Origin of the sequence: Veillonella parvula DSM 2008 (assembly GCF_000024945.1) — a bacterium.
Classification (GTDB): Bacteria; Bacillota; Negativicutes; order Veillonellales; family Veillonellaceae; genus Veillonella; species Veillonella parvula.
In genome coordinates, this window is record NC_013520.1 from 582501 (window position 1) to 606985 (window position 24485).

Here is a 24485-nt window from a genome sequence, read left to right on the forward strand (position 1 = left end):
GCGAAGGATGTGGAATTTCCAAAACAACCAGGATGTTGGCTTAGAAGCAGCCACCATTTAAAGAGTGCGTAATAGCTCACTGGTCGAGAGACTCTGCGCCGAAAATGTCCGGGGCTAAAGTGTAAAACCGAAGTCGTGTCATATGCAGCAATGTATATGGGTAGGGGAGCGTTCTCATCGGGCTGAAGCAGTACCGTAAGGAGTTGTGGACTGATGAGAAGTGAGAATGTCGGTATGAGTAGCGAAAAGAATGGTGAGAATCCATTCCACCGAAAGCCTAAGGGTTCCTGAGCAACGATCGTCGTCTCAGGGTAAGTCGGGACCTAAGCCGAGGCGGAAAAGCGTAGGCGATGGACAACAGGTTGAAATTCCTGTACCGGTGTGAATCGTTTGATCGATGGAGTGACACAGTAAGGTAGGTCAGCACGCGATTGGAAGAGCGTGTTTAAGCAGGTAGGTTGAGCTATAGGCAAATCCGTAGTTCTAAAAGCTGAGATGTGATGACGAGTGACTAGCAATAGTCGCGAAGTGATTGATCCTACACTGTCGAGAAAAGCTTCTAGGTAGAGACACATCGCCCGTACCAAAACCGACACAGGTAGGCGGGGAGAGAATCCTAAGGTGCGCGGGAAAACCCTCGTTAAGGAACTCGGCAAAATGCCTCCGTAACTTCGGGAAAAGGAGGACTCATGTAGTGTGAAGAGCAGCAACGCTTGGAGCATGAATGAGTGGCACAAGAGAGGCGCAAGCGACTGTTTACCACAAACACAGGTGCCTGCTAAAGCGAAAGCTGATGTATAGGTGCTGACACCTGCCCGGTGCTGGAAGGTTAAGAGGAGGGGTTAGACTTCGGTCGAAGCTCTGAATTGAAGCCCCAGTAAACGGCGGCCGTAACTATAACGGTCCTAAGGTAGCGAAATTCCTTGTCGGGTAAGTTCCGACCCGCACGAAAGGTGTAACGACTTGCGCACTGTCTCAACGAGGGACCCGGTGAAATTGAAGTACCTGTGAAGATGCAGGTTACCCGCGACTGGACAGAAAGACCCCATGGAGCTTTACTGCAACCTAAGATTGAACTTAGTTAATGAATGTACAGGATAGGTGGGAGACGTAGAACCTAGGACGCTAGTTTTAGGGGAGTCGCTGTTGGGATACCACCCTTTCATTAATTGATTTCTAACGGGCCGAGTAACGACCGGCCGGACAGTCTTAGGCGGGCAGTTTGACTGGGGCGGTCGCCTCCAAAAGAGTAACGGAGGCGCCCAAAGGTTCCCTCAGAGCGGACGGAAATCGCTCGAAGAGTGTAAAGGCAGAAGGGAGCTTGACTGCGAGACGGACAGGTCGAGCAGGGACGAAAGTCGGGCTTAGTGATCCGGTGGTGCCGAGTGGAAGGGCCATCGCTCAACGGATAAAAGCTACCCTGGGGATAACAGGCTAATCTCTCCCAAGAGTCCATATCGACGGGGAGGTTTGGCACCTCGATGTCGGCTCATCACATCCTGGGGCTGAAGTAGGTCCCAAGGGTTCGGCTGTTCGCCGATTAAAGTGGTACGTGAGCTGGGTTCAGAACGTCGTGAGACAGTTCGGTCCCTATCCATCGCGGGCGCAAGAAACTTGAAGGGGGCTGCTCCTAGTACGAGAGGACCGGAGTGGACGAACCGCTGGTGTACCAATTATCCTGCCAAGGGTACAGTTGGGTAGCTACGTTCGGGACGGATAAACGCTGAAAGCATCTAAGCGTGAAACCAGCCTTGAGATGAGGTTTCTCATAGCATAAGCTAGTAAGATCCCATGTAGACGACATGGTAGATAGGCCAGGTGTGGAAGAGCCGTGAGGTTTGGAGCTGACTGGTACTAATCGATCGAGGGCTTTACTTAAGCAGCGTAACCAACTTGAAGGAGCAACGCGACGCACAAGTTGCGTGGAGTCGCTTACGTCGAAACGTAAGATTTCACGATGTGAAATCCACAGGCTTCGACGCAATCCTCTAGACGTGTACTTTGAGTATGGGACGCAACATATAACAAAACATTAAGCAGAATGTGCAACAAATATATATACTTCTATGTGGTTTTCAGAGTACAAACTCTGACAGATTCAGTGGCGATGGCTATGAGGATCCACCTGTTCCCATCTCGAACACAGTAGTTAAGCTCATAAACGCCGAAAGTACTTGGCTGGAGACGGCCTGGGAGGATAGGAAGCTGCTGATTGAAGCATACAATAGAGGGTCAACCCAAAAGAGTTGGCCCTCTATTTTTGTGCTCTAATGAGCACATTCTAATTCCTTCTAGAGCCGTTTTCAGGCAAGGTTGTAGAAGTATGGTCTATGTGTATTAATCAATAAGACGGCGTGGGAAAAGTAGGGCAGTAGAAGATGGAGGAGTAAAACGACGACAGATTCACTGCATCACTTTCTTCCGAACGTAAGATTTACCGAACTGCGAAGCAGTGAAGGAAAATCCACAGTGAGGAAGCAAGTAGGGCAAGCAAAAAGTAATTAGGATTAAACGAAGTATGGGGCCCACACATCACTTTCTTCCGAACGTAAGATTTACCGAACTGCGAAGCAGTAAAGGAAAATCCACAGTGAGGAAGCAAGTAGGGCAAGCAAAAAGTAATTAGGATTAAACGACGTATGGGGCCCACACATCACCTTTTTCCGAACGTAAGCTGTACAGAACTGCGGAGCAGTGAAGGTAAATCTACAATGAGCATTGATAGGAATTTAAGTTTAGTTGTAGAAAAAATGATCTTTTTTTATACGTCTATTTTCTTGATACTTTTATTAAAAATATGGTATTCTCATTGTGTATGTAAGTCGATGGGAGTGATTATTTTATATGTATAAATATGGCAAGAGCTGCATTAAAAAGTTGTTATATTGTATTGCAATATGTATTGCAATCTTAGCGGTTTCTATTGGAGTTATGTGGGGTCTGTCTTCAGATTACAAGTTATATGGTGTACCAGTACTTAATTACCATCAAATAAATGATGAGAAACACTCCGCTTTAACATTGCATGTGGATCAGTTTAAGGAGCAGATGGAATACCTCCATAATCATGGGTATAATACGATTACATTGAATCAGTTGTATGATTATTTACAAAATGGTTCGGATTTACCAGAGAAGCCTATAGTAATAACATTTGACGATGGTTATGTAGATAATTATGAACATGCATTGCCTATATTAAAAGCATATAATATGAAAGCTACTTTGTTCATGATTAGTGACGCAGCCAATACGCCTGGTTTTGTAAATACTGTACAAATGCGTCAAATGGAGACGGCAGGATTTGATATTCAAGGGCATACAAATCATCATAAGATACTAACTCATATGGATCCTACAGAATTGCCTGATGCCATTCTTGGTGGTAAAACATCTATGGAAGGTATTTTAGGAGAACCTATCAATTATTTGGCGTATCCTGGTGGTTTTAATGATATGCTCGTTCAATATGTTACTAAACAGTCTGGGTATAAAATGGCTTTCACAGTTCAACCAGGAACAGTAAAGCCAGGGGATAATTTATATGCTCTAAATCGACTAGCTGTATTCCAAGGAGATACACCGTATTTATCTTTCTGGTTGCGCCTACATTGTGCACCGCTTATTAAGTATACATGGGCATTGCGTGATACATTACGCGATAATGGATGGCCGATATTGGCGTCTATTGTGCCTTTATTTTAGGAGGAATTATGTCTTACGAAGTTGTAGCAAGACCATTACGTGTTGCAGTCTTAACGGTATCTGATACTCGTACATTAGAAACTGATAAGGGGGGCAATAAGGTCCAAGAGTTCTTGGAACAAGCGAATCATATTGTGGTAGAACGCAAAATTGTCATTGATGATTATGATGCTATAAGAAATGCCATGATTCCATGGTGTAATGATAAGGCTGTTGATGTAATTATCTCCACTGGTGGAACTGGTATAGCTATGAGAGATGTTACCATCGAAGCGGTGAATAGCCTATATGAAAAGCATATTCCAGGCTTTGGTGAAATCTTTAGATATTTATCCTATACAGAGGATATTGGTACGAAAGCAATGGCATCTCGTGCAGAAGCCGGTGTTAATAATAACACTTTAATGTTCTCCGTTCCTGGCTCTGTAGGGGCTGTTACCTTAGCGATGAGCAAACTCATCATTCCTGAAATGGGTCATTTGGTGAGAGAAATTACAAAATAATACATATATTGAGACTGTTCTTTTGAGAGCAGTCTTTTTATATATGATGACAATCAATATTTGATAGATATAAAAGTAGGTAATTGATTCATAAAATATGAGCATGAGAAGTAAGTGAATTAATTTATTCTGTTTAAAACAATACCATTGCAGTATTGTTTTATTTCATTTATACTAGATTTAGTAATACGTTTGTCCGAGTGCATGAGAAAGGAGACTTTATGAAGTTAAATCAGGCCACGGATTATGCATTTCGCATGGTCTTGCATATGGCGCTACTACCTTCGGGCTCGAAGATAACTGGTGCTGTATTGGCTGAGCAAGAGTTGATTCCAGAACGCTTTTTGCTCAAGATTATGCGTAGTCTCATTGCAGCAGGAATTATGAAATCTTTCCGAGGGGTAGATGGTGGGTTTGCTCTGAATCGAAGCCCTCAAGAGATCTCGTTGCTTGATGTAATTAGAGCAGTAGAAGGGGATGCGTATTTACAACGTTGTTTATATGATGTAGGTTCTTGCTCTAAGTCTTGTAAGGGGCATTGCGCTATAAATGAAGCAATGGGCGTGATTCAGCATCAATTGATTAATCAGTTGGAAGCGGTTAATTTTAAGACCCTTGCCCAACGAGAACAGTTGATTATTGCTGAGGCTTGAGCTTTTTTACAGTCGCAATGATGCAAGGTTTTTTGTAAAAGCTCGTCAAGTGATGTTAGTATTTTATTCTAAGGAGGAAAACACATGTTTGAAGCTGTAGATTTAGCCCGATTGCAATTCGCGCTAACATCTATCTATCACTGGTTATTTGTGCCGTTCACACTAGGTATGACAGTGACTGTTGCTGCTTTAGAGTGGACCTATGTGTCGACTGGTAAAGAGGTATACAAAAAAATGGCTAAGTTCTGGGGGAAATTGTTCCTAATTAACTTTGCCATGGGTGTGGTGACTGGTATTGTTCAGGAATTCCATTTCGGTATGAACTGGGCAGAATATTCTCGTTTTATGGGTGACATTTTTGGTGCCCCATTGGCCCTTGAAGCATTAATGGCATTTTTCTTGGAATCTACATTCATGGGCGTTTGGATTTTCGGTTGGGACCGCTTACATAAATGTGTTCACGCCCTTGTAGCTACATTTGTAGCGTTAGGTACTAACTTATCTGCGTTCTGGATTCTCGTAGCAAACTCCTTTATGCAACATCCTGTAGGCTTTGTATTACGCAATGGCCGTGCAGAGATGGAAAATTTCTTGACCATCGTTCAAAATGGCTATGTACCTGGACAATTTTTCCATATCGTATTGAATGGTTTATTAACAGCTGGTGTAATTATTATGGCAATCAGTGCATGGCACTTATTGCGTAATAATGCGACAGAGTTCTACCGCCGCTCCGCTAAATGGGGCATGGTTATCGCACTTGTATTTGGTACTTTAGGTGCATTAGCTGGTCATCATCAAGGTCAATACATCACAAAAGTACAACCTATGAAAATGGCTGCTATGGAAGCGTTGTGGGAAACACAAGATCCAGCGCCATTCTCTTTGGTAGCTAATATTGATACTAAAGCACAAAAGAATACAGGTGCTCTTGAAATTCCTGGTGGTTTATCCTTCTTGACTCAAAACTCCTTTACGTCTGGTAAGGTAGAAGGTATCAAAGACCTTCAAGCAAAATCAGAGGCTCAATATGGCCCTGGCAACTATATTCCAGATGTTCCAGCAATCTTCTGGACATTCCGTGTCATGGTAGCAGCTGGTTCTCTTATGTTACTTGTTGCCTTTGTAGGTCTTATCCTAAATGCAAAAGACAAGCTTGTTGAAAATCGTACATTCTTAAAAATTATGTTCTGGATGTTGCCATTGCCATTCATCGCTCACTCCACTGGTTGGTTTGTAGCGGAAGCAGGTCGTCAACCATGGCTTGTATATGGTTTGCAATTGACTGCAGATGGTGCGTCTAAATCCGTAACGGCTCCAGAAATTATGACTACAATCATCGGCTTTACACTTGTGTATATCGTGGCTGCTATCGCGGCTATCTACCTTGCTGTAGAACACATTAAAAAAGGTCCAGATGGAAATCCATCTCATGATGTAGTTGAAAAAGAGGAGGCAAGATTATGGAATTAATTTTTAATAACCTTGAAGTGGTATGGTTTATCTTAATTACTGTACTATTCGCTGGCTTCTTCTTATTAGAAGGTTTTGACTATGGTACTGGTATTTTGTTACCATTCATTGGTAAAACTGACGTTGAACGTCGACAAATGATCAATGCCTTAGGTCCTGTGTGGGATGGTAATGAAGTTTGGATGATTACTGCTGGTGGTGCATTATTCGCATCTTTCCCTCATGTGTATGCTACATTATTTAGTGGCTTCTACTTGGCTCTATTCTTGATGCTTGCAGCTCTTATTATTCGTGGCGTATCCTTTGAATTTCGTTCTAAGAGCTCTAATTTGTTATGGCGTAAAACATTCGACTACTGCATCTTCTTTGGCTCCTTGATTCCTGCACTATTATGGGGTGTTACAGTAGGTAACTTGATTCAAGGTACTCCAATTGATGCAAGTATGACATATGTTGGAACATTCTTTGATTTATTAAGTCCTTACACAGTACTTTGTGGTATTGCGTTCATTTTGGTATTTACATACCATGGTGGCTTATTTACTTCTATTAAAACAGCTGGCGCTATTTCTGAACGCGCTCGTGCTGCTTCTTTGGTAGTAGGTGTTCCTACAGCTATTGGTGCATTGGCATTGGTAGGTGCAACTTACGTATATACAGATTTATTTAATTCTGTATTAGCTGTAGTTTGCTTTGCATTGGCTATCGTGTTCTTCCTCATCTCTTGGGGCGCAGCACGCACTCGAAATACAAAATGGGGCTTCTTATTTAGCTGTTTATCTGTTGTTTCTGTAACAGCTGCATACTTTGCAGGTTTGTTCCCTCGTATTATGGTTTCTTCTTTGAATCCTGAGTGGAGCTTGACTATTACTAATGCAGCTAACTCTACTTATACGTTGACTTTGATGACTTGTGTAGCCTTCGTATTTGTGCCAATTATTTTGGTTTATCAATCTTGGGTATATTGGACATTCCGTCATCGTGTAACAGAAAAAGATTTACACTATTAATAGAATAGCCTTATAACTCTTGTGAGTAAAAATTAAATCTTAATGTGAGGCGTGCCGTAGCGGCACGCCTCTTTTTTGTGGTAAGATAATTATAATATTGATAAATTTAGATTCACTTGGATTCTTTTAGGCCTATTTAAAGGAATTTAAATTTGTTTGATTTTATATATTTAAGTTGATTTACCATAGAGGATAGTATGATACAGCGTACCGCATTTAAAGCGCTGCTAGAACATAAAGGACGGCTTGGATTACTCGGTTTAACCTGTTTAATAGAAAGTCTGTCAATTGTTGGGCAAGCTTGGTTCTTTGGAACCTTAATAAATAACCTTATATTTTTGGAACATACACTAGCTGATGAAATGAACACCATCATTTATTTGTTTGTAGCTATTGTTATGAGATTGGTGGCACATTACGTTCAAGAGGCAGTGGCAAATCACTTGGGGAGTGCAGTAAAAGCATCCTTTAGAGAACGCTCTTTGGCCCATATGTTTAAGCTTGGTGTACAACATAAGGAACGTCATGGCGATGTCATCCATATGCTTACCGATGGTTTAGAGCAAGTTGATGCATATGTGGCTCGTTACATTCCGCAGATTTTATACGCTATTATGATTCCACTTATTATGGGAATCGCCATTATAGATACATTATCAATAATTGGTATTATTTTAATTGTTACGGTGCCTTTAATTCCATTTTTTATGATCTTAATTGGGAAGCAAGCTGATCGATTAAATAAGGAACAATGGGAGCGTATGAGCTTCCTATCAGGGCATTTTTTAGACGTATTGCAAGGGATTACTACGCTAAAACTCTTTGGTCGTGCAAAAGATCAAATTAAGGTTATTGGTCGATTATCTCAAGAGTTTAAAGACTCTACTTTACGAGTATTGAGGGTGGCCTTTTTATCCGCTTTAGTGCTTGAGTTAGTGAGTACGATTAGTACTGCTTTGATTGCGGTATATTTAGGCTTAACTTTATTAGATGGTGAAATTACATTCTTCCCAGCCTTCTTTATTTTATTGTTAGCTCCGGAGTTCTATACCCCATTTAGACAATTAGGGGCTGCTTTCCATACGGGGATGGCAGGTAAAACATCTATTCTGAAATACGAAGAATTTATGAATCGTCCGCAGTCCTTACCATTAGGTGGTGATTCTAAACTCGAGAAATCTATACAAGAGATTGCAATTAAAGATTTAACTTTTACCTATGAAAATAGTGAGAATGGGGTACACCATATCACACTAGAGGCTGAGCGTAATGTACCTATTATGCTCGTTGGTGAAAGTGGAGCTGGCAAATCTACTATTGCCCATATTATTGGTGGATTTTTACAGGCTCCGAAAGGAACAGTTACTATCGATGGCATTGATATATGTGATTTAGATATCGACTGGTGGCGTCAGCAAATTACCTATGTGTCTCAACATCCACATATTATGAAAGGGACCTTACGAGAGGTCTTATCCTTTGGTATGGATGTAAGTGATGCGGAGATTCTCGATGCGTGCAAAGAGGTTCAGTTATTAGATGTTATTAATCGACAACAAGATGGTCTTGATGCAGTTATCGGTGAAGGTGGCTTAGGCCTTAGTGGTGGTGAGCGGCAGCGTATTGCTTTAGCTCGTGCATTCCTGCGGAAGGGTCAGGTATTGATTCTTGATGAAGTGACAGCACATCTAGACGTAAAAACAGAAGCTATTATAAGTACGGCTATTCAGCGTTTGATGGAAAATAAGGTTGTCATCATTATTGGGCATCGATTACAAACTATGCATTGGGCATCTAAACTATATGTCTTGAAAAATGGATCAATTATTCAAGAAGGTTCTTATCATGACCTACTTCAAGAAGCGGGTTATTTTAAAGACCTTGTTACATCTGGCTTAGGGCAATTATCAGCAACTCTTGAAGAACCATTGTATATTGGAAAACAATTTGATTCAGAGAATACATTGGTCGTAGATAAACCTATCAATGGCACAGAGTATTTTGTTAAATCTGTTAAATATACTGAGACTTTTAAAGATAATGCAAAAGGTTCTAATATGAGCTTACAAGGTTGGAAGTTGTTGTTTTCTGTATTGAGTCCCGCTAAGTGGTCATTAGTATTGGCCTTGCTATTTACATTCTTAACAGTGTTTATGAATGTTGGGCTTTTGACAGTATCCTCTTGGCTATTGGCATCTGCCGCACTGCAACCAGGACTTACTTATTTAAGTCTTGCAATCGTAGGAGTTCGATTCTTCGGTGTTAGTCGTGCTGTATGTCGTTATTTTGAGCGCTATACATCTCATCGCATGGCATTCCAAGGACTCTATGGCTTGCGCTTGTGGTTTTATGCTCATTTGGAACCATTGGCACCTGCTATACTCAAACGGTTTGGGGCAGGTGATATGTTGGGACGCATCATGGGGGATATAGAGGTATTACAATTCTTCTACTTGCGCACTTTGATTCCACCCGTAGCAGCTGTTGCCTTGACTATATTGATTGCATATGGAGTTTCTACAATTGACAATAGTTTGATTATACCTATTCTTTTGTCGGCCTTCGTATTAGGTGTAATAGTACCTTTGGTTGTTTATTCGTATAATAAAGAATCTTTACGTACGATTGGGCCCCAACAAGGCGATTATAAAGCGCTTTTAAGTGATACTATGGATAGTCTGGAAGATGTGATTAGTTATGGCAATGAAGACATGGTATATAAGCGTATTCAGTATATGATGCGCAATGTAGATGCTCAAAAAGGTACTATTGAGCGAGGCATGAATATGGGTAATACACTATTCATGGGCGGCGTTCAGTTAACTGTAGTTATTGTAGCTATTATGGCTTCTAATGCGTTAACAGGTGCTTGGGCTAGTGTTATGGTAGCGGTGGCTGCCATTGGCACACAGGCTTGGTTTGAAGCGTTACAGCCTATGATTGCTGCTGTTCATCATGGTGCAGAAAGTAAAGTTGCTACAAGTCGTCTCATGGCTCTCAGTAATGAACCGATATCTATTGTAGAACCTATATCACCAAAATCATTTAATCCTAATGAGGATATTATTTTTACAGATGTATCCTTTGGTTATGATGAATATCGCCATATTTATGAGAATCTCAGACTACATATTCAACAAGGGGAATCCATTGCTATCGTAGGTGCTAGTGGGTCTGGAAAGACGACATTGTTTAATATGCTTGAGAGGTTATATGATTATGGTGGATCTATTCGTATAGGCTCGGTGGAGTTGAAGGATATTTCAATTGATACTTGGCGTAATGCATTGGGGACTATAACTCAAGATACGTATATTTTTAATGCTTCCTTTAAGGATAATATACTACTTGCAAGACCTGAAGCTTCTATGGAGGATTTAGAGCTAGCCATTAATCGTGCATCATTGCGATCGGTAGTTGAAAAATTACCAGAAGGTATGAATACGATTGTAGGGAGTGGAGGGCAAGGTTTGAGTGGTGGTGAACGTCAAAGAGTTGCATTAGCTAGATTGTTCTTGCGCAATCCTAAAATCGTTTTATTAGATGAACCTTTAGAGGGCTTGGATCAAGTAACAAGAAAAGCTTTACATCGTGACTTGATGCATTATGTAGACGGTAAGACATGTCTATATATTACGCATCAATTGGAAGGTTTAGAACAAATGGACCGGATTTTATTTATGGATAAAGGTCAAATTGTTGAAGCTGGTACGTATGAAGAATTGATAGCTCTTCGAGGGCGTTTCTATGAATATTGTTATTTATCCATGGCAAGTATTCAATAAAACTAAATATCATTTAAAGTATCTATTATTTATGCTTAATTATAGATTTGGACAATGTTTAATATTACGTTGCAATTTAAGATCTATTATGAATATTAAATTATAATATGACTAATGTTTAACTACATTAATAAGGCCCCTTTTTCTATGCAAAAAGGGGCTTTAATTATATTTATATTTAATAGTATATGTAGTATACTTTTATCGATAAATCATGCAATATATGGTATAATTTTTGTGTTAAGAGCTATTATTTCACCCTTGGAGGGGTTATGACTAAAATCTTCACCAAATTACGAGCTCTGGTGGATGAAGCATTATCTGATCGAGATGCGGTGGTGGATAAGGCGCCCGTATTAGAAAAAGCACCTTTAGAACAAGATTTGTTTGACCATCGCTTATTATATATAGAAGAAGATATGGTTAATCGCATGTTGCGTGCCGCTCTTCGTAATCATTGGTTCTTTTATGCTGTAACATTTGAATTTGAACCAAACAATCAAATATTCCTATCCATTATTACAAAATGGGGGAATGTGATTAATGTGGAATTCACCTTAGAGGATTTATGGTTCGATGATTATTCATCATCCTTTGCCATTCGCCTAGATACAAATAATATAGATACAGGTGGGTTTATTTTGAACTCCATTTTACACTTGTTGGGAAACTGGTGTCTAAGTCTCTTCGGTATATTCTTTAACCCTATTGCATTAGGTGAAAAAGGATCTACTGTACGCTTTGAGAAGAAAGGTATCATTCAGTTTGACTTATTACCTAATACACAAGTGAAGAAATTCATACCCATGCCTGAGCGCCATATTGGTAGTAATGGACCCGTTCTCTTGGGTAACCCGCGTACCAGTCAATCTGTGTTACAGTTGGATTACTATGCATTCCATGATCCTGTAGATACTTTTACAGTACCTGATGTGCCAACTCGTACTAGCTGGCTTCGTTCTATCGATATTGCAGCAGTTCTTTTATTGCCAATAGGTGTATGGATTACATTTATTATCTTGCATCACTACTTACCAACAGAAACATTGGAATTTTCATTCTCTACATACTTTTTAATTTCCTTAGGGATTTTTATCATATCCTTCTTGGTTATGAATATTCCTCGGTATTTGTACATGTATTTTGATTCTCGTAAACAGTGGCAAAGTGCATTTGTACATAACAATATTAAAATTCAAATGCGTAAACTACACCGACGTATCTTCATGCAACAAGCTACATTGACAGCTGATTGTGATGAGTATACTGCTAATGAAAGCCAAGAGCGAATCAAACACCTTTTGTTGCAAATTCGCGATAAACGATTCCTTGCAAATCGACTTAAAATTGCAGATGATGATAGAGCGCGTAAACAAAAGGTTAAGTTTATTATTGCATATATAGGTTGTACTTTGATTGAGTTGATGTTGTTAATGAACTAATGTTGTAAAAACTGAAGACATAATAAAAACGTATCTCTTTGATATGTACTCTCTTTACTGGTTGTCCAGTAAAGAAGGTATATATTACTTATAGAGATACGTTTTTTATTGTAGGGTGTTAATTTTTAATTATCGCTTTTTGCGTCGCTTACGAACTGTTTTTCGACCTTCTTGTTTTTTGTTAGATATAGGTGGCTGTATTGGTTCATAAACTGTCCGATTTACATTCATAAATGGAGGGTTACCATATTGATTAGGCTCAGGTTGTCCTGGTAATACCCAGAATAGGAAGCCGATGAGCCATATAAAAAGCTCTAGCATGTAATTGAATGGAGATACGGCAGAGTAGGTATTGATGAAAATCATGATTACCGACCAGAGGATTCCTGCCCATGCATTGAAGCCGATGTCGTGAATACGACGGCCAAATAAGACACAAGATAAAGGAAAGAGGGTTGCCAGTAAGAGCCAAATAATGACCCTAGTCAACCAATATGCTGGTAGTGATACAACAAAGTCCAAGAATATGTTATCGATGTAGTGGACAATATGAAATAAAATCATTAAAGCGATGAAGCATATGATAAATTGTAGTCGATTTAACCGTCCCGTTAAGTTAAAAATCGATAAACCCATGCGACGTCCTTGGAATGCAATGAGTAAACCGATGGTACATATGAGCAGTGTTCTTAATACAACATAAAGTAAATCCATAAGTTCCCCTTTATTTATAGCTTATAGTTGAGTTAATTCTGGCAAAACTAACTCAAATGCGACTCCATGTTTTAGCGATTGTACTGTATCTAACGTTGCTTGAATCGCTTTGGTAGTAAAATTCATTGCCAGTTCTGCCGCATCATAAGGAGAATATCCCTTCATTACAGCACCAGATAATACAGCAGTAAAAATATCTCCTGTCCCTGTAGCTTTTACAGGAACCAGAGGTATAGAGTATGTTTTTAAAAAGTCTGTAGGTCCATCATAGACCGCAATAACAGCATGTGTTTTTGATGGGACGCTAGTCATGATAACCATTTCAGGGCCCATGTGATGTAATTGTTTACACCGTTTGCGCAATTCATCCTCACTAATAGGATTTGTTGAGAATGGAATATCTAATAAGAAGCATGCCTCAGTATAGTTTGGCTTTACGATGTGGGCCTTTGACACGAGTTGGCGCATAGCAACAACCATATCTGGAGTGTAGATAGAATAAAGGCGACCATCGTCAGCCATTGCAGGATCAACGATAACCATTTGGCCATTATTGGCAAATCGATTGATAGCTTCTTCGACGAGGTAAATTTGTTCTGGTGATGCCAAGAATCCACTTACAATAGCGTGAAAGTCAATTTCGTTTTTATCCCAACAGTTCATAAAGTCTCTCATATGAGCAGATAAATCTACGAATTCATAGTGTGGATACTCTAAGTGATTGCTTAGTACCGCTGTTGCTAAAGGAACCGCCTGACAGTGCATGGCACTGATGATAGGAATCATAACGGTAAGGGCACAGCGTCCGATAGAGCTCATGTCTTGAATTGTTAAAACTCTAGGTACTGCTACCATAGACACCTCCAAATAATCATATATTTTATTGTACGTTATGTGAGCCTTTCTGTAAATGTAATGATGTTAATCATGAAATTAACTTCATAATGTAGTATAATAAAACGAATAAACTTTTTATGGAGGAAAGTGACAATGACGAGGTATGTATTTCGACGCCTAGGTGGCGCAATCATAATCTTATGGGTCATCATTACCGTAACATTTGCATTAATGCATGCGATACCTGGTGGGCCTTTTACAACAGAAAAGAAATTACCGCCTCAGGTGAAAGCAAGTATCGAGGCTAAATATCATCTCGATGATCCTGTATGGAAACAGTATGGAGATTATTTAGGTGGCGTCATTACAGGTGACTTGGGCCCATCATTTAAATATGAAGGCCGTAGTGTAAACGATATAATTGGTGATGCATTCCCAATTTCCGCACAGCTTGGCTTATTATCTTTAATGGTAGCTATAGTTGGTGGTATTACGGCTGGTGCGATTAGTGCCATGAGACCTAATAGCATTGTAGATTATGCGGTAACTGTATTATCTACAATCGGTATATCTGTGCCTACATTTATTATTGGTGCTGTCCTTGTATACATTGTAGGCTTTGAACTGGGCTGGTTCCCTGTGGCTTTATGGCGTGGCCCCTCTTACATGGTGTTACCTGTGTTGACATTAGCAGCGCAACCGATGGCCTTTATTGCTCGCTTAACGCGCAGTGGTTTACTTGACGTGTATCAACAAGAATACATTCGTACAGCTCGCGCAAAAGGTCTAGGTTCTTGGACCATTTTGACACGTCATGCCCTTGGCAATGCAATTTTGCCAGTTATTACGTACTTAGGTCCATTGGCAGCTAGTTTGTTAACAGGCAGCTTTATCGTAGAAACAATTTTTGCGATTCCTGGTCTAGGTCAGTATTTTGTAACATCTATTTATAACCGAGACTATACGGTTATTCTTGGTATTACGATTTTCTATAGTGCGCTTGTAGTATTTCTTAATATTTTGGTGGACATGATTTATCCATTAATCGATCCACGAGTTACAACGGAGGAGGGGACAGATGAATAAGGAAGACTTTTTACCTATTGAACGAGCCCCTCAAGAAGAGATTACTAGCTTTATAAAACGTCCTAGTAAATGGGAACGATTTAAGGTAAATCGTTTAGCTGTAGTTGGTGCAACCATCATTATTGTGATGATGGTGCTTGCTGTTCTAGGTCCACTTATTTCACCTTATACCTATGCGGACCAATCCTTAATTGATGCGAACCAAAGTCCAAGCTTTAGCCATTGGTTTGGTACGGATACATTGGGCCGTGATATCTATACACGTGTTATGTACGGCGCTCGTATTTCCTTAACCATTGGTTTTGTAGCAGCTTTTATTAATCTTGTGATTGGCGTTGCCTATGGCGGCATTGCGGGTTATATAGGTGGCAAGGTAGACCGTATCATGATGGGGATCGTAGATGTTTTGTATGGTATTCCACTTTTACTATACGTAATCTTATTGATGGTTGTACTTGGACCTGGGCTAATCTCTATTTTTGTAGCGTTGGGGATTGCGTATTGGCTTAATATGGCCCGTATCGTACGCAGCCAAATTTTGAAAGTTAAAAACGAAGAATACATCATTGCAGCAGAAGCTATGGGTATTCCTAAGCGTCGAATTTTATTACGTCATATTTTACCAAACTGTGTAGGACCGATCATTATTACTTTAACATTGGCCATTCCTGAGGCTATTTTTACAGAAGCATTTCTTAGTTTTATCGGCTTAGGTGTAAATGCACCTATGGCGAGCTGGGGCGTACTAGCTTCTGAAGGTATTAGTAGCATGCGCTCTTATCCGTTCCAATTGATTTTCCCAGCTGTTGCTATTAGTATTACCATGCTTGGTTTCGCATTTTTTGGCGACGGTTTACGTAATGTATTAGACCCTAAGGAAGGAGATAGATAATGAATAATGCTATTGTTGATGTACGTAATGTATCTATTACCATCAATACCTTCCAAGGTCCGTTGCGAGTTATTCGCAATCAAGATATTTCTTTATACCCTGGTGAGATTTTAGGTATAGTCGGGGAATCTGGGTGTGGTAAATCCGTTTTAGTTAACTCTTTAATGGGCTTATTGCCATATGGTAAAACTAAAATTAAAGCGGATACATTCATGATTGATGGTCATGATTGTCTTGGATTTACTGAAGATGATTGGAATGAACTTCGTGGTACGACTGTTGCCATGGTGTTCCAAGATCCTATGACCTCCTTGAATCCTATCATGACCATTGGAGAGCAAATGTATGAGGTTATCCATCGTACAAATGCATATGGTGAAGATTACGATGAAAGGGTCATTGCCATCGATTTATTGAAGAAGATGGGGTTGTCTACACCAGAACGACGGTTATCTCAATATCCTCATGAGTTGAGTGGCGGTATGCGTCAACGCGTATGTATTGCTATGGCAGTGGCTGGTCGTCCTAAGATTTTAATTTGTGATGAGCCCACAACAGCTCTTGATATTACTACTGAGGCACAAATTTTGCGCCTTATGCAAACATTAGCCGTAGAGGCTGGCATAGGGATTATCTTTATCTCTCATAACCTACGTGTTATTGCTCAAATTTGTGATCGGGTTATGGTTATGTACGCAGGTAAATGTGTTGAGTCTGCTACAGTAGATGGTATCTTTAGCGAGCCCCGTCACCCATATACTTTGGGGCTGTTGCTTGCATTGCCTCAAGGTAAATGGCACGGCGAATTGAAGGCCGTTGAAGGTCAACCACCTGATCTATTTGATTTACCTCGTGGATGCGCATTTAATCCTCGTTGTAAATGGGCTATGAGAATCTGCGGTAGTCGGGTTCCGATGGTTACAAATGTTGGTGAAAGTCACCAGTTTACATGTTGGTTAGCTAAGTTGGAGGGACTTTAATGAGTTACGTATGGGAGACTGACAATCTCGTTAAAGAGTTCACCCTGTCAGGCGGCTTATTTAAGCCAAAACAAACGGTACATGCCGTACAAGGCGTGAGTCTATATCAATCACCAGGGGAAACCTTAGGTATCGTAGGGGAATCTGGATGTGGTAAATCTACATTTGGTTACACTTTGATGGGTTTATATCAAGCTACATCTGGTTCTATTTATATGAATGGTCGACATATCAACCCTTATGTGGATAGAGAGTCTGTTCACCCGGTGATGCAAATGGTATTTCAAAATCCTTATGCATCCCTTAATCCGCGGCTTACGGTTAATGCAATTTTAGAGGAGCCTTTAGAATTGAATCCAAAGTATACACCCCGAGATCGCGTGATTCGTGTAAAAGAGGTGCTTGACCAAGTTGGCTTAAATATGTCATTTGGTGAGCGTTATGCTCATGAACTATCTGGTGGGCAACGTCAACGTATCGGCATTGCACGGGCTCTTATTATGGAGCCTCAATGTATCATCTGTGATGAGCCGATTTCTGCGTTAGATGTATCTATCCAAGTGCAAATTATGACATTACTAGAACGGTTACAAGAACAACATGGTATTTCGTACCTCTTTATTTCTCATGATTTAAATATGGTGCGCTACATTAGTCATCGCATGGTTGTTATGTATTTAGGTGCCGTCATGGAAGAAGGTCCTGCATTGGACTTATATGAATTCCCTCAGCATCCGTATACCCGTGCATTGACGGCCTTAAATGGTCCAGTTATGCCACATGCACCAATTGGGGCACCGCTTAAAGGGGATCCACCAAATCCATTAGACCCACCAAAAGGGTGTCTGTTTAGTGGCCGATGTCCAGAAGCGAAAGGTCGTTGTTTTACAGAACGTCCGCCACTTCGAGATTGGGCAGATCGCCGCATCGCATGCTGGCACATATAATGGGAGAATAGTATGGAAAAACTAATTGTTGGCAAGTCCTTGGAACATCAACTAGATACAGTCATTAAAGAATTAGCCCCAGCAGGGAATATATCTTATGCGGTGCTACAATTCGATGATGAAGAGGAACCAACACTCATCGCAGCTAGAGGTGAAAATACTGTACATTCTAGTGCGAGTTTAATTAAGGTACTTATCATGGAATATGTCTTTCATTTAGCTCGTACGGAGCAATTGGACATTAATGATACAGTTCCTTTATCTAGAACTCCACGAGTTGAAGGTGGCGGCGCACTACAAGAGTTAGTTGGTAAACATAGTTTTACATATCTTGAGTTATGCCGTCTCATGATGGTTCTTAGTGATAATATCGCAACAAATCTACTCATCACAGTGCTCGGCATGGAAAATATCAATGCTCGTGCAGAAAAGCTTGGTGTGGATGAGATGGAGCTTAATCGCATGATGATGGACTTTAACGCCCTAGCTGAAGGTCGTGATAATCACATTACAGCTATGTCGTTAGCTCGTTTGTATAAACACATTTTTGAATGTCGTGATAGAGATGTTTATGGCCGAGAAATGTGGAATATCTTAGGTCGCCAACAATTCCGTGATATCTTACCATTTTACTGGGGAGAAGGCATACGCTTTCACCATAAAACAGGATCCCTTGATCGTGTAGAACATGATGGGGGTGTAATAGAAACATTTAGAGGTCATTTTTGTTTTATCCTTTTAATGAGCGATATCGATAATGACCGAGGTAAAGAGTTAGGCGCTCAAGTTGGGCGCATCATGAAAGAATTTGTAGAGGAAGCATTGCCATGATGGATAAACGAAACTTGTTAAAACTCATGGTCCTCGCTCTAGGGGTGAGCGTACTCTTATTCGTATTTGGGTACCCTCGTGGTGTTCAACCAATCGATGAACACACAATCCGCTATGTTATTGAGCAGGAACCATCCACATTGGATCCCGCAAAGTCTACTACCTCTCCGGAGGCTACGGTTCAACTTCAATTATTCGATGGTCTAGTTCGTTTGAATGATGAAAGTGAACCTGAAGCAGCACTTGCTAAAAATTGGGACATCTCCGATGATGGTCGTGAGTATACCTTCCATTTACGACCTAATTTAAAATGGTCCAATGGAGAGCCTTTGACGGCTTATGACTTTGAATACGCTTGGAAGCGCGTATTAGACCCTGAAGTCCATGCGGATAATGCATATATGTTATATGTATTGGAAAATGGTGAAGCTTTTAATACGGGGAAAGCTGCAGCTGAAGATGTTGGGGTTAAAGCTATTGATGAGGATACATTGGTAGTTACCTTAGAAAATCCAACGGCTTATTTCTTGAAATTATTAGCGTCTCATAGCTATTATCCAGTGAGTAAAAAAGCAGTAGAAGCTCACGAAAACTGGGCGGCTAATGCGGAAACAATAGTATCTAATGGTCCATATCGTTTACTTTCTTGGAAGCATAATGGGGAAATGGATTTCATTAAGAATCCAAACTATTGGGATGCAGAATCTGTGAAGACAGAGAAAATGAATTGGCCTATTAGTGAGTCTCAAAGTACACGCCTTACCTTAGTTGAAGGTGGCGAAGCTGATATGACGGTTGAGCCTCCTGTAGCGGATCAAAAACGTCTAGAAGAAGCCGGCCTATTACATATTGGACCTATGCTTGGTAACTACTATTACGTATTCAATGTGAAAGCAGAACCTTTTACAGATCCAGATGTGCGTAAAGCCTTTTCTATGGTTATCAACCGTGCTAATATTGTTAATAATATTGTTAGAGGCGGTAAAGAACCAGCTTATGCGTTCGTACCATATGGTATGCTTGAAAGCAATGGTCGTGAAGACTTCCGTGAAGCTGGTAGCTATCTCGTATACGAAGATGTAGAGCAAGCCAAGGAAATCCTGAAAAAGGCTGGCTATGGCAAGAATCGTCCATTGCCGCAAATTACGATTTTGTATAATACAAGTGAATTACATAAAGCTATTGCAGAAGCGATTCAAGATGCATGGATAAATGCATTTGGCGCAGATGTACGCTTACAAAATCAAGAGACAAAGGTATTCTTGGCAGACCGTGAAGCTGGCAAGTACCAAGTAGCTCGCGCTTCTTGGGTTGCCGATTATAGCGATCCACAAAACTTTTTAGAGGTATTCTCTGCTGAAGATAACGATGGTCAGTATCATAGTGATGAGTATAATGAGTTGATTGCACGTATTCGTACAACTCCAAATGGGGCGGCTCGTGATGCGTTGATGCATGAAGCAGAAAAGATGATTTTTGATGAATCTCTTGTTATGCCGTTGTACTTTACAACACAACCATATGTGACAAATGGAACAATTCAAAATTATTTCTGGACCACATTGGGACTTGTTGACTTTAAAAAAGCATACAAATAAGATACACTTAAGACGTACACTTTGTGTACGTCTTTTGTTGTATGGGAATATTAATATATTAGTCTTTTGTTGCATGGGATTATTAATATATTATAAGTTAACAGGTATTTTCTGAGGATATATGGACTGGATTGAACCAAAACGTTTGGCACCGGGGATGACCATAGGTATTATGGCACCTGCTAGTGCTAGCGATGAAGATTTACATAGAATAGAAGAAATTTGTAAGGCTAAAGGCTATAAGGTGCTTGTGGGTGAAAGTGCAAGCCGAAAGGGGCTATATGGAGGCACACCTGAGGAGCAAGCCGCAGAGTTTCAATACATGATGACTACAGCTCCTTGTGATGCGGTGCTCGCTTTACGGGGTGGTTATGGCACGATGCGCTATTTAGAACGACTGGATTATAAAGCGATTCGCAAGTATCGTAAGGCTTTTATTGGATACAGTGATTGTACGGCGCTCCATATGGCTATCAATCGATACAGTCGCCTTATTACGTATCATGGGCCTATGGGGGTAGATTTTAAAGCAGAGCGTAAGGCAGATATTGATGCATTATTTAATGTTTTAGAAGGTAAATTAAAAGTCATAGAACCTTTGCCAGAACCTCCTAGAGGTGCGATTGGTACCGAGCTAGGAGAAGGGATTTTGCGTGGTGGTAATATGACGATATTATCCGTTCTGTCAGGAACACCTTATTTTTTAGAGGATGAATCTTGGGAGGATACCTTACTATTTATTGAAGATGTAGGGGAGGCTCCTTATAAGCTGGATCGTATGTTACAACAATTTCGCCTCAGTGGTTTGTTGAGCCGCATTAAAGGCTTAGTGATTGGCACCTTTACAGATTGTGAAGGAGATGAAGATGAACGTGATTATGACTTAGGTTATGAAACATTGCGATACATGGAGGAAAATAGAAAACCAGAATTACCAGATCCTTTTGTATGCTATGTGCCAACGGGACATGGTTCACCACATCAAACCTTACCGCTAGGAGCGATGATTAGCTTTAGATATATTTCTAATACCATCATCGTTCATCCTTATACGAAATAGATAAGAGCTTTTAGGTGAACGATTTTAGTTAACAGATAAACAGATATTAGATAAAAATAGTAGTTACCGAGATATTAGGTAATAAAATATTAGGGAATAAGATATTAGATAATAAAGATATTAGATAACAAAGATATTAGATAATAATAAGGGGAGTTATGACACTACAAGAACGAGAGGCTCGTGCCTGTGCCATCATAGATAGTATGGCACAGGAATTACGTGCTGTTTCCTTATATTTACACGATAATCCAGAATTGGGCTTGAATGAGCATAAAGCAGTAAAGGCAATTCACCAATTCTTAGAAAAACAGAATTTTATATCTCAAGTAGGGCTCACCGATATACGTGAATTACAAACCGCGTTGAGAGCCGACTATAGAGGTAATGCTAAATATAAAATCGCATTCTTAGGAGAATATGATGCCTTACCTGAGCTCGGTCATGGTTGTGGTCATAATCTTATTGCCATGATGAGCTTAGGTGCTGCTGTTGCTTTCAGTCAAAGTGCGCCACAGGATTGGGGAACGACTTTTTTTGGTTGCCCTGCAGAGGAAACTATTGGTGGTAAGGTATATATGGCAGAGGCTGGTTTATTTAAGGGCTATGAGGCGGCGCTTATTATTCATCCTGGCGGTGAAAATGAGGTGGGGGGCACGTCCTTAGCGACACACCCACTAGAGGTTACCTTCCATGGGCGCTCCTGTCATATTGCATCCTTAACAGATTCAGGAATTAATGCCTTAGATTGTGCGGTAGAATTATATCAAAAAATAAAAGAGTTAAAGAAAACCTTTCCTAAAGGGGCTATTGTGGGGGCCATTTTTACCGAAGCAGGTACAGCGCCAAATGTGGTTACACCAAAGGCTACGATTCGCATGACTGTTCGTGGTAGTACAGTGGATGATTTAGAAGGTATTATTTTGCCGGCTATCAAAGCGGCTGCTCAAGAGATTGCAGCATCCTATGGTGCTCAAGTTGAAATGCATCATTATGAGTCACTCTTTAAGGATATGCGTCAAGATAAAAAGCTATTAAATCTCTTTAAGGATGTGATGACTGAGTTCGGTGAGGCACCTCGTATATTGCCTGATGATGAGGCTGATGGTAGTACTGATGTAGGTAATGTGTCCTATGAAGTGCCTACGGCACAGCCCACATTACAGATTGGATTAGGCTTAGAAGCACATACGCCAGAATTCACTTGTGCAGCAGGTTCTGACTATGGATTGGCACAAGCTATTAAAGGAGCTAAAATTATGGCTGTTGTAGCCTTGCGATATGCCTTGCTACGTGATGCCTAAGTTTTGACATATAGAGGTCAAAAAGGTACAATAGATATAATATTTAAGTAAGTATGAAACAAGCCGTCTTCTACAAGACGGCTTTTATTCCGGTGGAGATAGATATGAGTGTTTTAACCGTTTCAAATGTAACCCATGGTTTTGGAGCGCGACAAATTTTAGATGATGCATCATTCCGCTTGCTAAAAGGTGAACATGTAGGCCTCATTGGTGCTAATGGTGAAGGTAAATCTACATTTCTTAATATCATTACAGGTAAATTGCCGCCTGATGAAGGCAAAATTGAATGGTCCAATCAAGTAACGGTTGGTTATTTGGATCAACATGCTGTTCTTGAAAAGGGCATGACCATCCGCGATGTGTTACAGAGCGCTTTTGACGATTTATTCGTGATGGAGCAAAACATTAATAATGCGTACAATCGTATGGGCGATGTATCCGAAGATGAAATGAATAAGCTTCTCGAGCAAGTTGGGGAGTGGCAAGAGATTCTAGAGCAACGTGGGTTCTATGAAATTGATGCGGTTATTGAGCGTACGGCTGCAGGCTTGGGCCTTGTGGATATCGGTTTGGACCGAGATGTAACAGAACTCAGTGGTGGTCAACGTACAAAGGTTTTGCTCACAAAGCTTTTACTAGAGAAACCGACTATTCTATTGTTGGATGAACCTACAAACTATCTTGATGTAGAGCATATTCAATGGTTGCAAAACTATTTGCAAAATTACGAAAATGCATTCATCTTGATTTCTCATGATATGGAGTTTTTAAATTCCGTAGTTAATGTTATTTACCATATCGAACAGGCGGTGCTTACGCGTTATACTGGTGATTATCATCAGTTCCAAGCCGCTTACGAGGTGAAAAAAGCGCAAGCTGCTAAGGCGTATGAACGTCAACAGCAAGAGATTGAGCGTATGGAAGACTTTATTCAACGCAACAAAGCTCGCGTTGCAACGCGCGGTATGGCGAACTCTCGAGCTAAACGCTTAGAGAAGATGGAAATCTTGGAAAAACCAAAAGAGTATATTAAACCTAGCTTTGGTTTTAAAGAAGGCCGTACACCAAGTCGCTTTATCGTAGAGGCTTTCGGATTGCAATTAGGTTATGATGAACCATTAACTAGACCTGTAGACTTTCAAATTGAAAGAAATAAAAAGATTGCTATTCGCGGTGTCAATGGTCTAGGTAAAACTACGTTGTTAAAAACTATTTTAGGTTTATTGAAGCCTGTTAGTGGTGAGTTGGTAAAAGGTGAGTTCTTACAAGTAGGTTATTTTGCCCAAGAGGATACGCCATCCAATTCTGAAACAGCGTTAGACTATATTTGGAATGAATATCCTGCTATGACCAATGCAGAGGTGCGTGCAGCATTAGCTCGTTGTGGCCTTACTAATGAACATATTACGTCTCAAATGCGCGTATTATCTGGTGGTGAGAATGCAAAGGTTCGCCTATGTAAGCTCATGCAGAATAAGTACAATGTGTTGGTGCTAGACGAACCGACCAACCATTTAGACATATATGCGAAGGAAGAACTGAGCCGAGCATTGCGTGATTTTAAAGGTACGATTGTACTGGTTAGTCATGAGCCCGAATTTTATCAAGGTTGGGTTACGGATATTTGGAATATTGAGGATTGGACGACAAAGATCGTTTAGGAGG

At 40.4% G+C, this 24485-nt stretch carries 18 protein-coding genes and 2 rRNA genes (1 of these 20 only partly in view); 18 read left to right on the forward strand and 2 right to left on the reverse strand.

What is annotated here, in order from left to right; genetic code table 11:
* The 9 genes from VPAR_RS02400 to VPAR_RS02440 all read left to right on the forward strand — a co-directional run.
* Window positions 1-1878 (forward strand): 23S ribosomal RNA (locus VPAR_RS02400); it begins 1057 nt to the left of the window's first position.
* Window positions 1879-2097: 219 nt separating this feature from the next.
* Window positions 2098-2214: ribosomal RNA gene (gene rrf / locus VPAR_RS02405) — 5S ribosomal RNA — on the forward strand.
* A 630-nt stretch (window positions 2215-2844) separates the two neighbouring features.
* The gene (locus tag VPAR_RS02410) at window positions 2845-3705 is read left to right on the forward strand and encodes a polysaccharide deacetylase family protein (protein ID WP_012864019.1); all 861 of its coding nucleotides are present in this window, start codon (window positions 2845-2847) and stop codon (window positions 3703-3705) included.
* Window positions 3706-3713: 8 nt separating this feature from the next.
* Window positions 3714-4208, forward strand: coding sequence for a MogA/MoaB family molybdenum cofactor biosynthesis protein (locus VPAR_RS02415; protein WP_012864020.1), 495 nt, complete (start codon window positions 3714-3716; stop codon window positions 4206-4208).
* Window positions 4209-4429: 221 nt separating this feature from the next.
* Window positions 4430-4861 carry an RrF2 family transcriptional regulator gene (locus tag VPAR_RS02420; protein WP_012864021.1) on the forward strand — a complete coding sequence of 144 codons (432 nt, stop codon included), beginning with the start codon at window positions 4430-4432 and terminating at the stop codon, window positions 4859-4861.
* 84 nt (window positions 4862-4945) lie between these two features.
* Window positions 4946-6334, forward strand: coding sequence for a cytochrome ubiquinol oxidase subunit I (locus tag VPAR_RS02425; RefSeq protein WP_012864022.1), 1389 nt, complete (start codon window positions 4946-4948; stop codon window positions 6332-6334).
* Window positions 6325-7344 carry a cytochrome d ubiquinol oxidase subunit II gene (gene cydB, locus VPAR_RS02430; protein ID WP_012864023.1) on the forward strand — a complete coding sequence of 340 codons (1020 nt, stop codon included), beginning with the start codon at window positions 6325-6327 and terminating at the stop codon, window positions 7342-7344. The genes VPAR_RS02425 and cydB overlap by 10 nt, the downstream gene beginning before the upstream one ends.
* A gap of 197 nt (window positions 7345-7541) precedes the next feature.
* Window positions 7542-11129 (forward strand): thiol reductant ABC exporter subunit CydD, encoded by a 3588-nt coding sequence (gene cydD, locus VPAR_RS02435; protein WP_012864024.1) that lies wholly within the window; start codon window positions 7542-7544, stop codon window positions 11127-11129.
* Between the two features lie 272 nt (window positions 11130-11401).
* Window positions 11402-12571, forward strand: a complete 1170-nt coding sequence (locus VPAR_RS02440; protein ID WP_004695368.1) for a hypothetical protein — start codon at window positions 11402-11404, stop codon at window positions 12569-12571.
* Between the two features lie 129 nt (window positions 12572-12700).
* Here the strand turns inward: VPAR_RS02440 and VPAR_RS02445 are convergent, their stop codons facing one another.
* Entirely contained in the window at window positions 12701-13285 is a 585-nt protein-coding gene (locus VPAR_RS02445) for a DUF805 domain-containing protein (protein WP_042466700.1), read from the reverse strand.
* 21 nt (window positions 13286-13306) lie between these two features.
* Window positions 13307-14140, reverse strand: coding sequence for a pyridoxamine kinase (locus VPAR_RS02450; protein WP_012864026.1), 834 nt, complete (start codon window positions 14138-14140; stop codon window positions 13307-13309).
* Window positions 14141-14275: 135 nt separating this feature from the next.
* Here VPAR_RS02450 and VPAR_RS02455 point away from each other — a divergent pair, with 135 nt between their 5' ends.
* From VPAR_RS02455 to VPAR_RS02495, 9 genes are all read left to right on the forward strand, one after another.
* The gene (locus VPAR_RS02455) at window positions 14276-15208 is read left to right on the forward strand and encodes an ABC transporter permease (protein ID WP_004695374.1); all 933 of its coding nucleotides are present in this window, start codon (window positions 14276-14278) and stop codon (window positions 15206-15208) included.
* Window positions 15201-16100, forward strand: coding sequence for an ABC transporter permease (locus tag VPAR_RS02460; protein WP_012864027.1), 900 nt, complete (start codon window positions 15201-15203; stop codon window positions 16098-16100). The genes VPAR_RS02455 and VPAR_RS02460 overlap by 8 nt, the downstream gene beginning before the upstream one ends.
* On the forward strand, window positions 16100-17080 hold the full coding sequence (locus tag VPAR_RS02465) for an ABC transporter ATP-binding protein (protein WP_012864028.1): 981 nt from the start codon (window positions 16100-16102) through the stop codon (window positions 17078-17080). The genes VPAR_RS02460 and VPAR_RS02465 overlap by 1 nt, the downstream gene beginning before the upstream one ends.
* Window positions 17080-18027, forward strand: coding sequence for an ABC transporter ATP-binding protein (locus VPAR_RS02470; protein WP_012864029.1), 948 nt, complete (start codon window positions 17080-17082; stop codon window positions 18025-18027). The genes VPAR_RS02465 and VPAR_RS02470 overlap by 1 nt, the downstream gene beginning before the upstream one ends.
* 12 nt (window positions 18028-18039) lie before the next feature.
* Window positions 18040-18858, forward strand: coding sequence for a serine hydrolase (locus tag VPAR_RS02475; protein ID WP_012864030.1), 819 nt, complete (start codon window positions 18040-18042; stop codon window positions 18856-18858).
* The gene (locus VPAR_RS02480) at window positions 18855-20456 is read left to right on the forward strand and encodes a peptide ABC transporter substrate-binding protein (RefSeq protein ID WP_004695386.1); all 1602 of its coding nucleotides are present in this window, start codon (window positions 18855-18857) and stop codon (window positions 20454-20456) included. Before VPAR_RS02475 ends, VPAR_RS02480 begins: the two co-directional genes overlap by 4 nt.
* A gap of 121 nt (window positions 20457-20577) precedes the next feature.
* Window positions 20578-21516: a S66 peptidase family protein gene (locus tag VPAR_RS02485; RefSeq protein ID WP_012864031.1), complete on the forward strand. Its 939-nt coding sequence runs from the start codon at window positions 20578-20580 to the stop codon at window positions 21514-21516.
* Between the two features lie 158 nt (window positions 21517-21674).
* Window positions 21675-22820, forward strand: a complete 1146-nt coding sequence (locus VPAR_RS02490) for an amidohydrolase (RefSeq protein WP_012864032.1) — start codon at window positions 21675-21677, stop codon at window positions 22818-22820.
* A gap of 104 nt (window positions 22821-22924) precedes the next feature.
* Window positions 22925-24481 (forward strand): ABC-F family ATP-binding cassette domain-containing protein, encoded by a 1557-nt coding sequence (locus VPAR_RS02495; protein ID WP_012864033.1) that lies wholly within the window; start codon window positions 22925-22927, stop codon window positions 24479-24481.
* Window positions 24482-24485 lie beyond the last annotated feature (4 nt).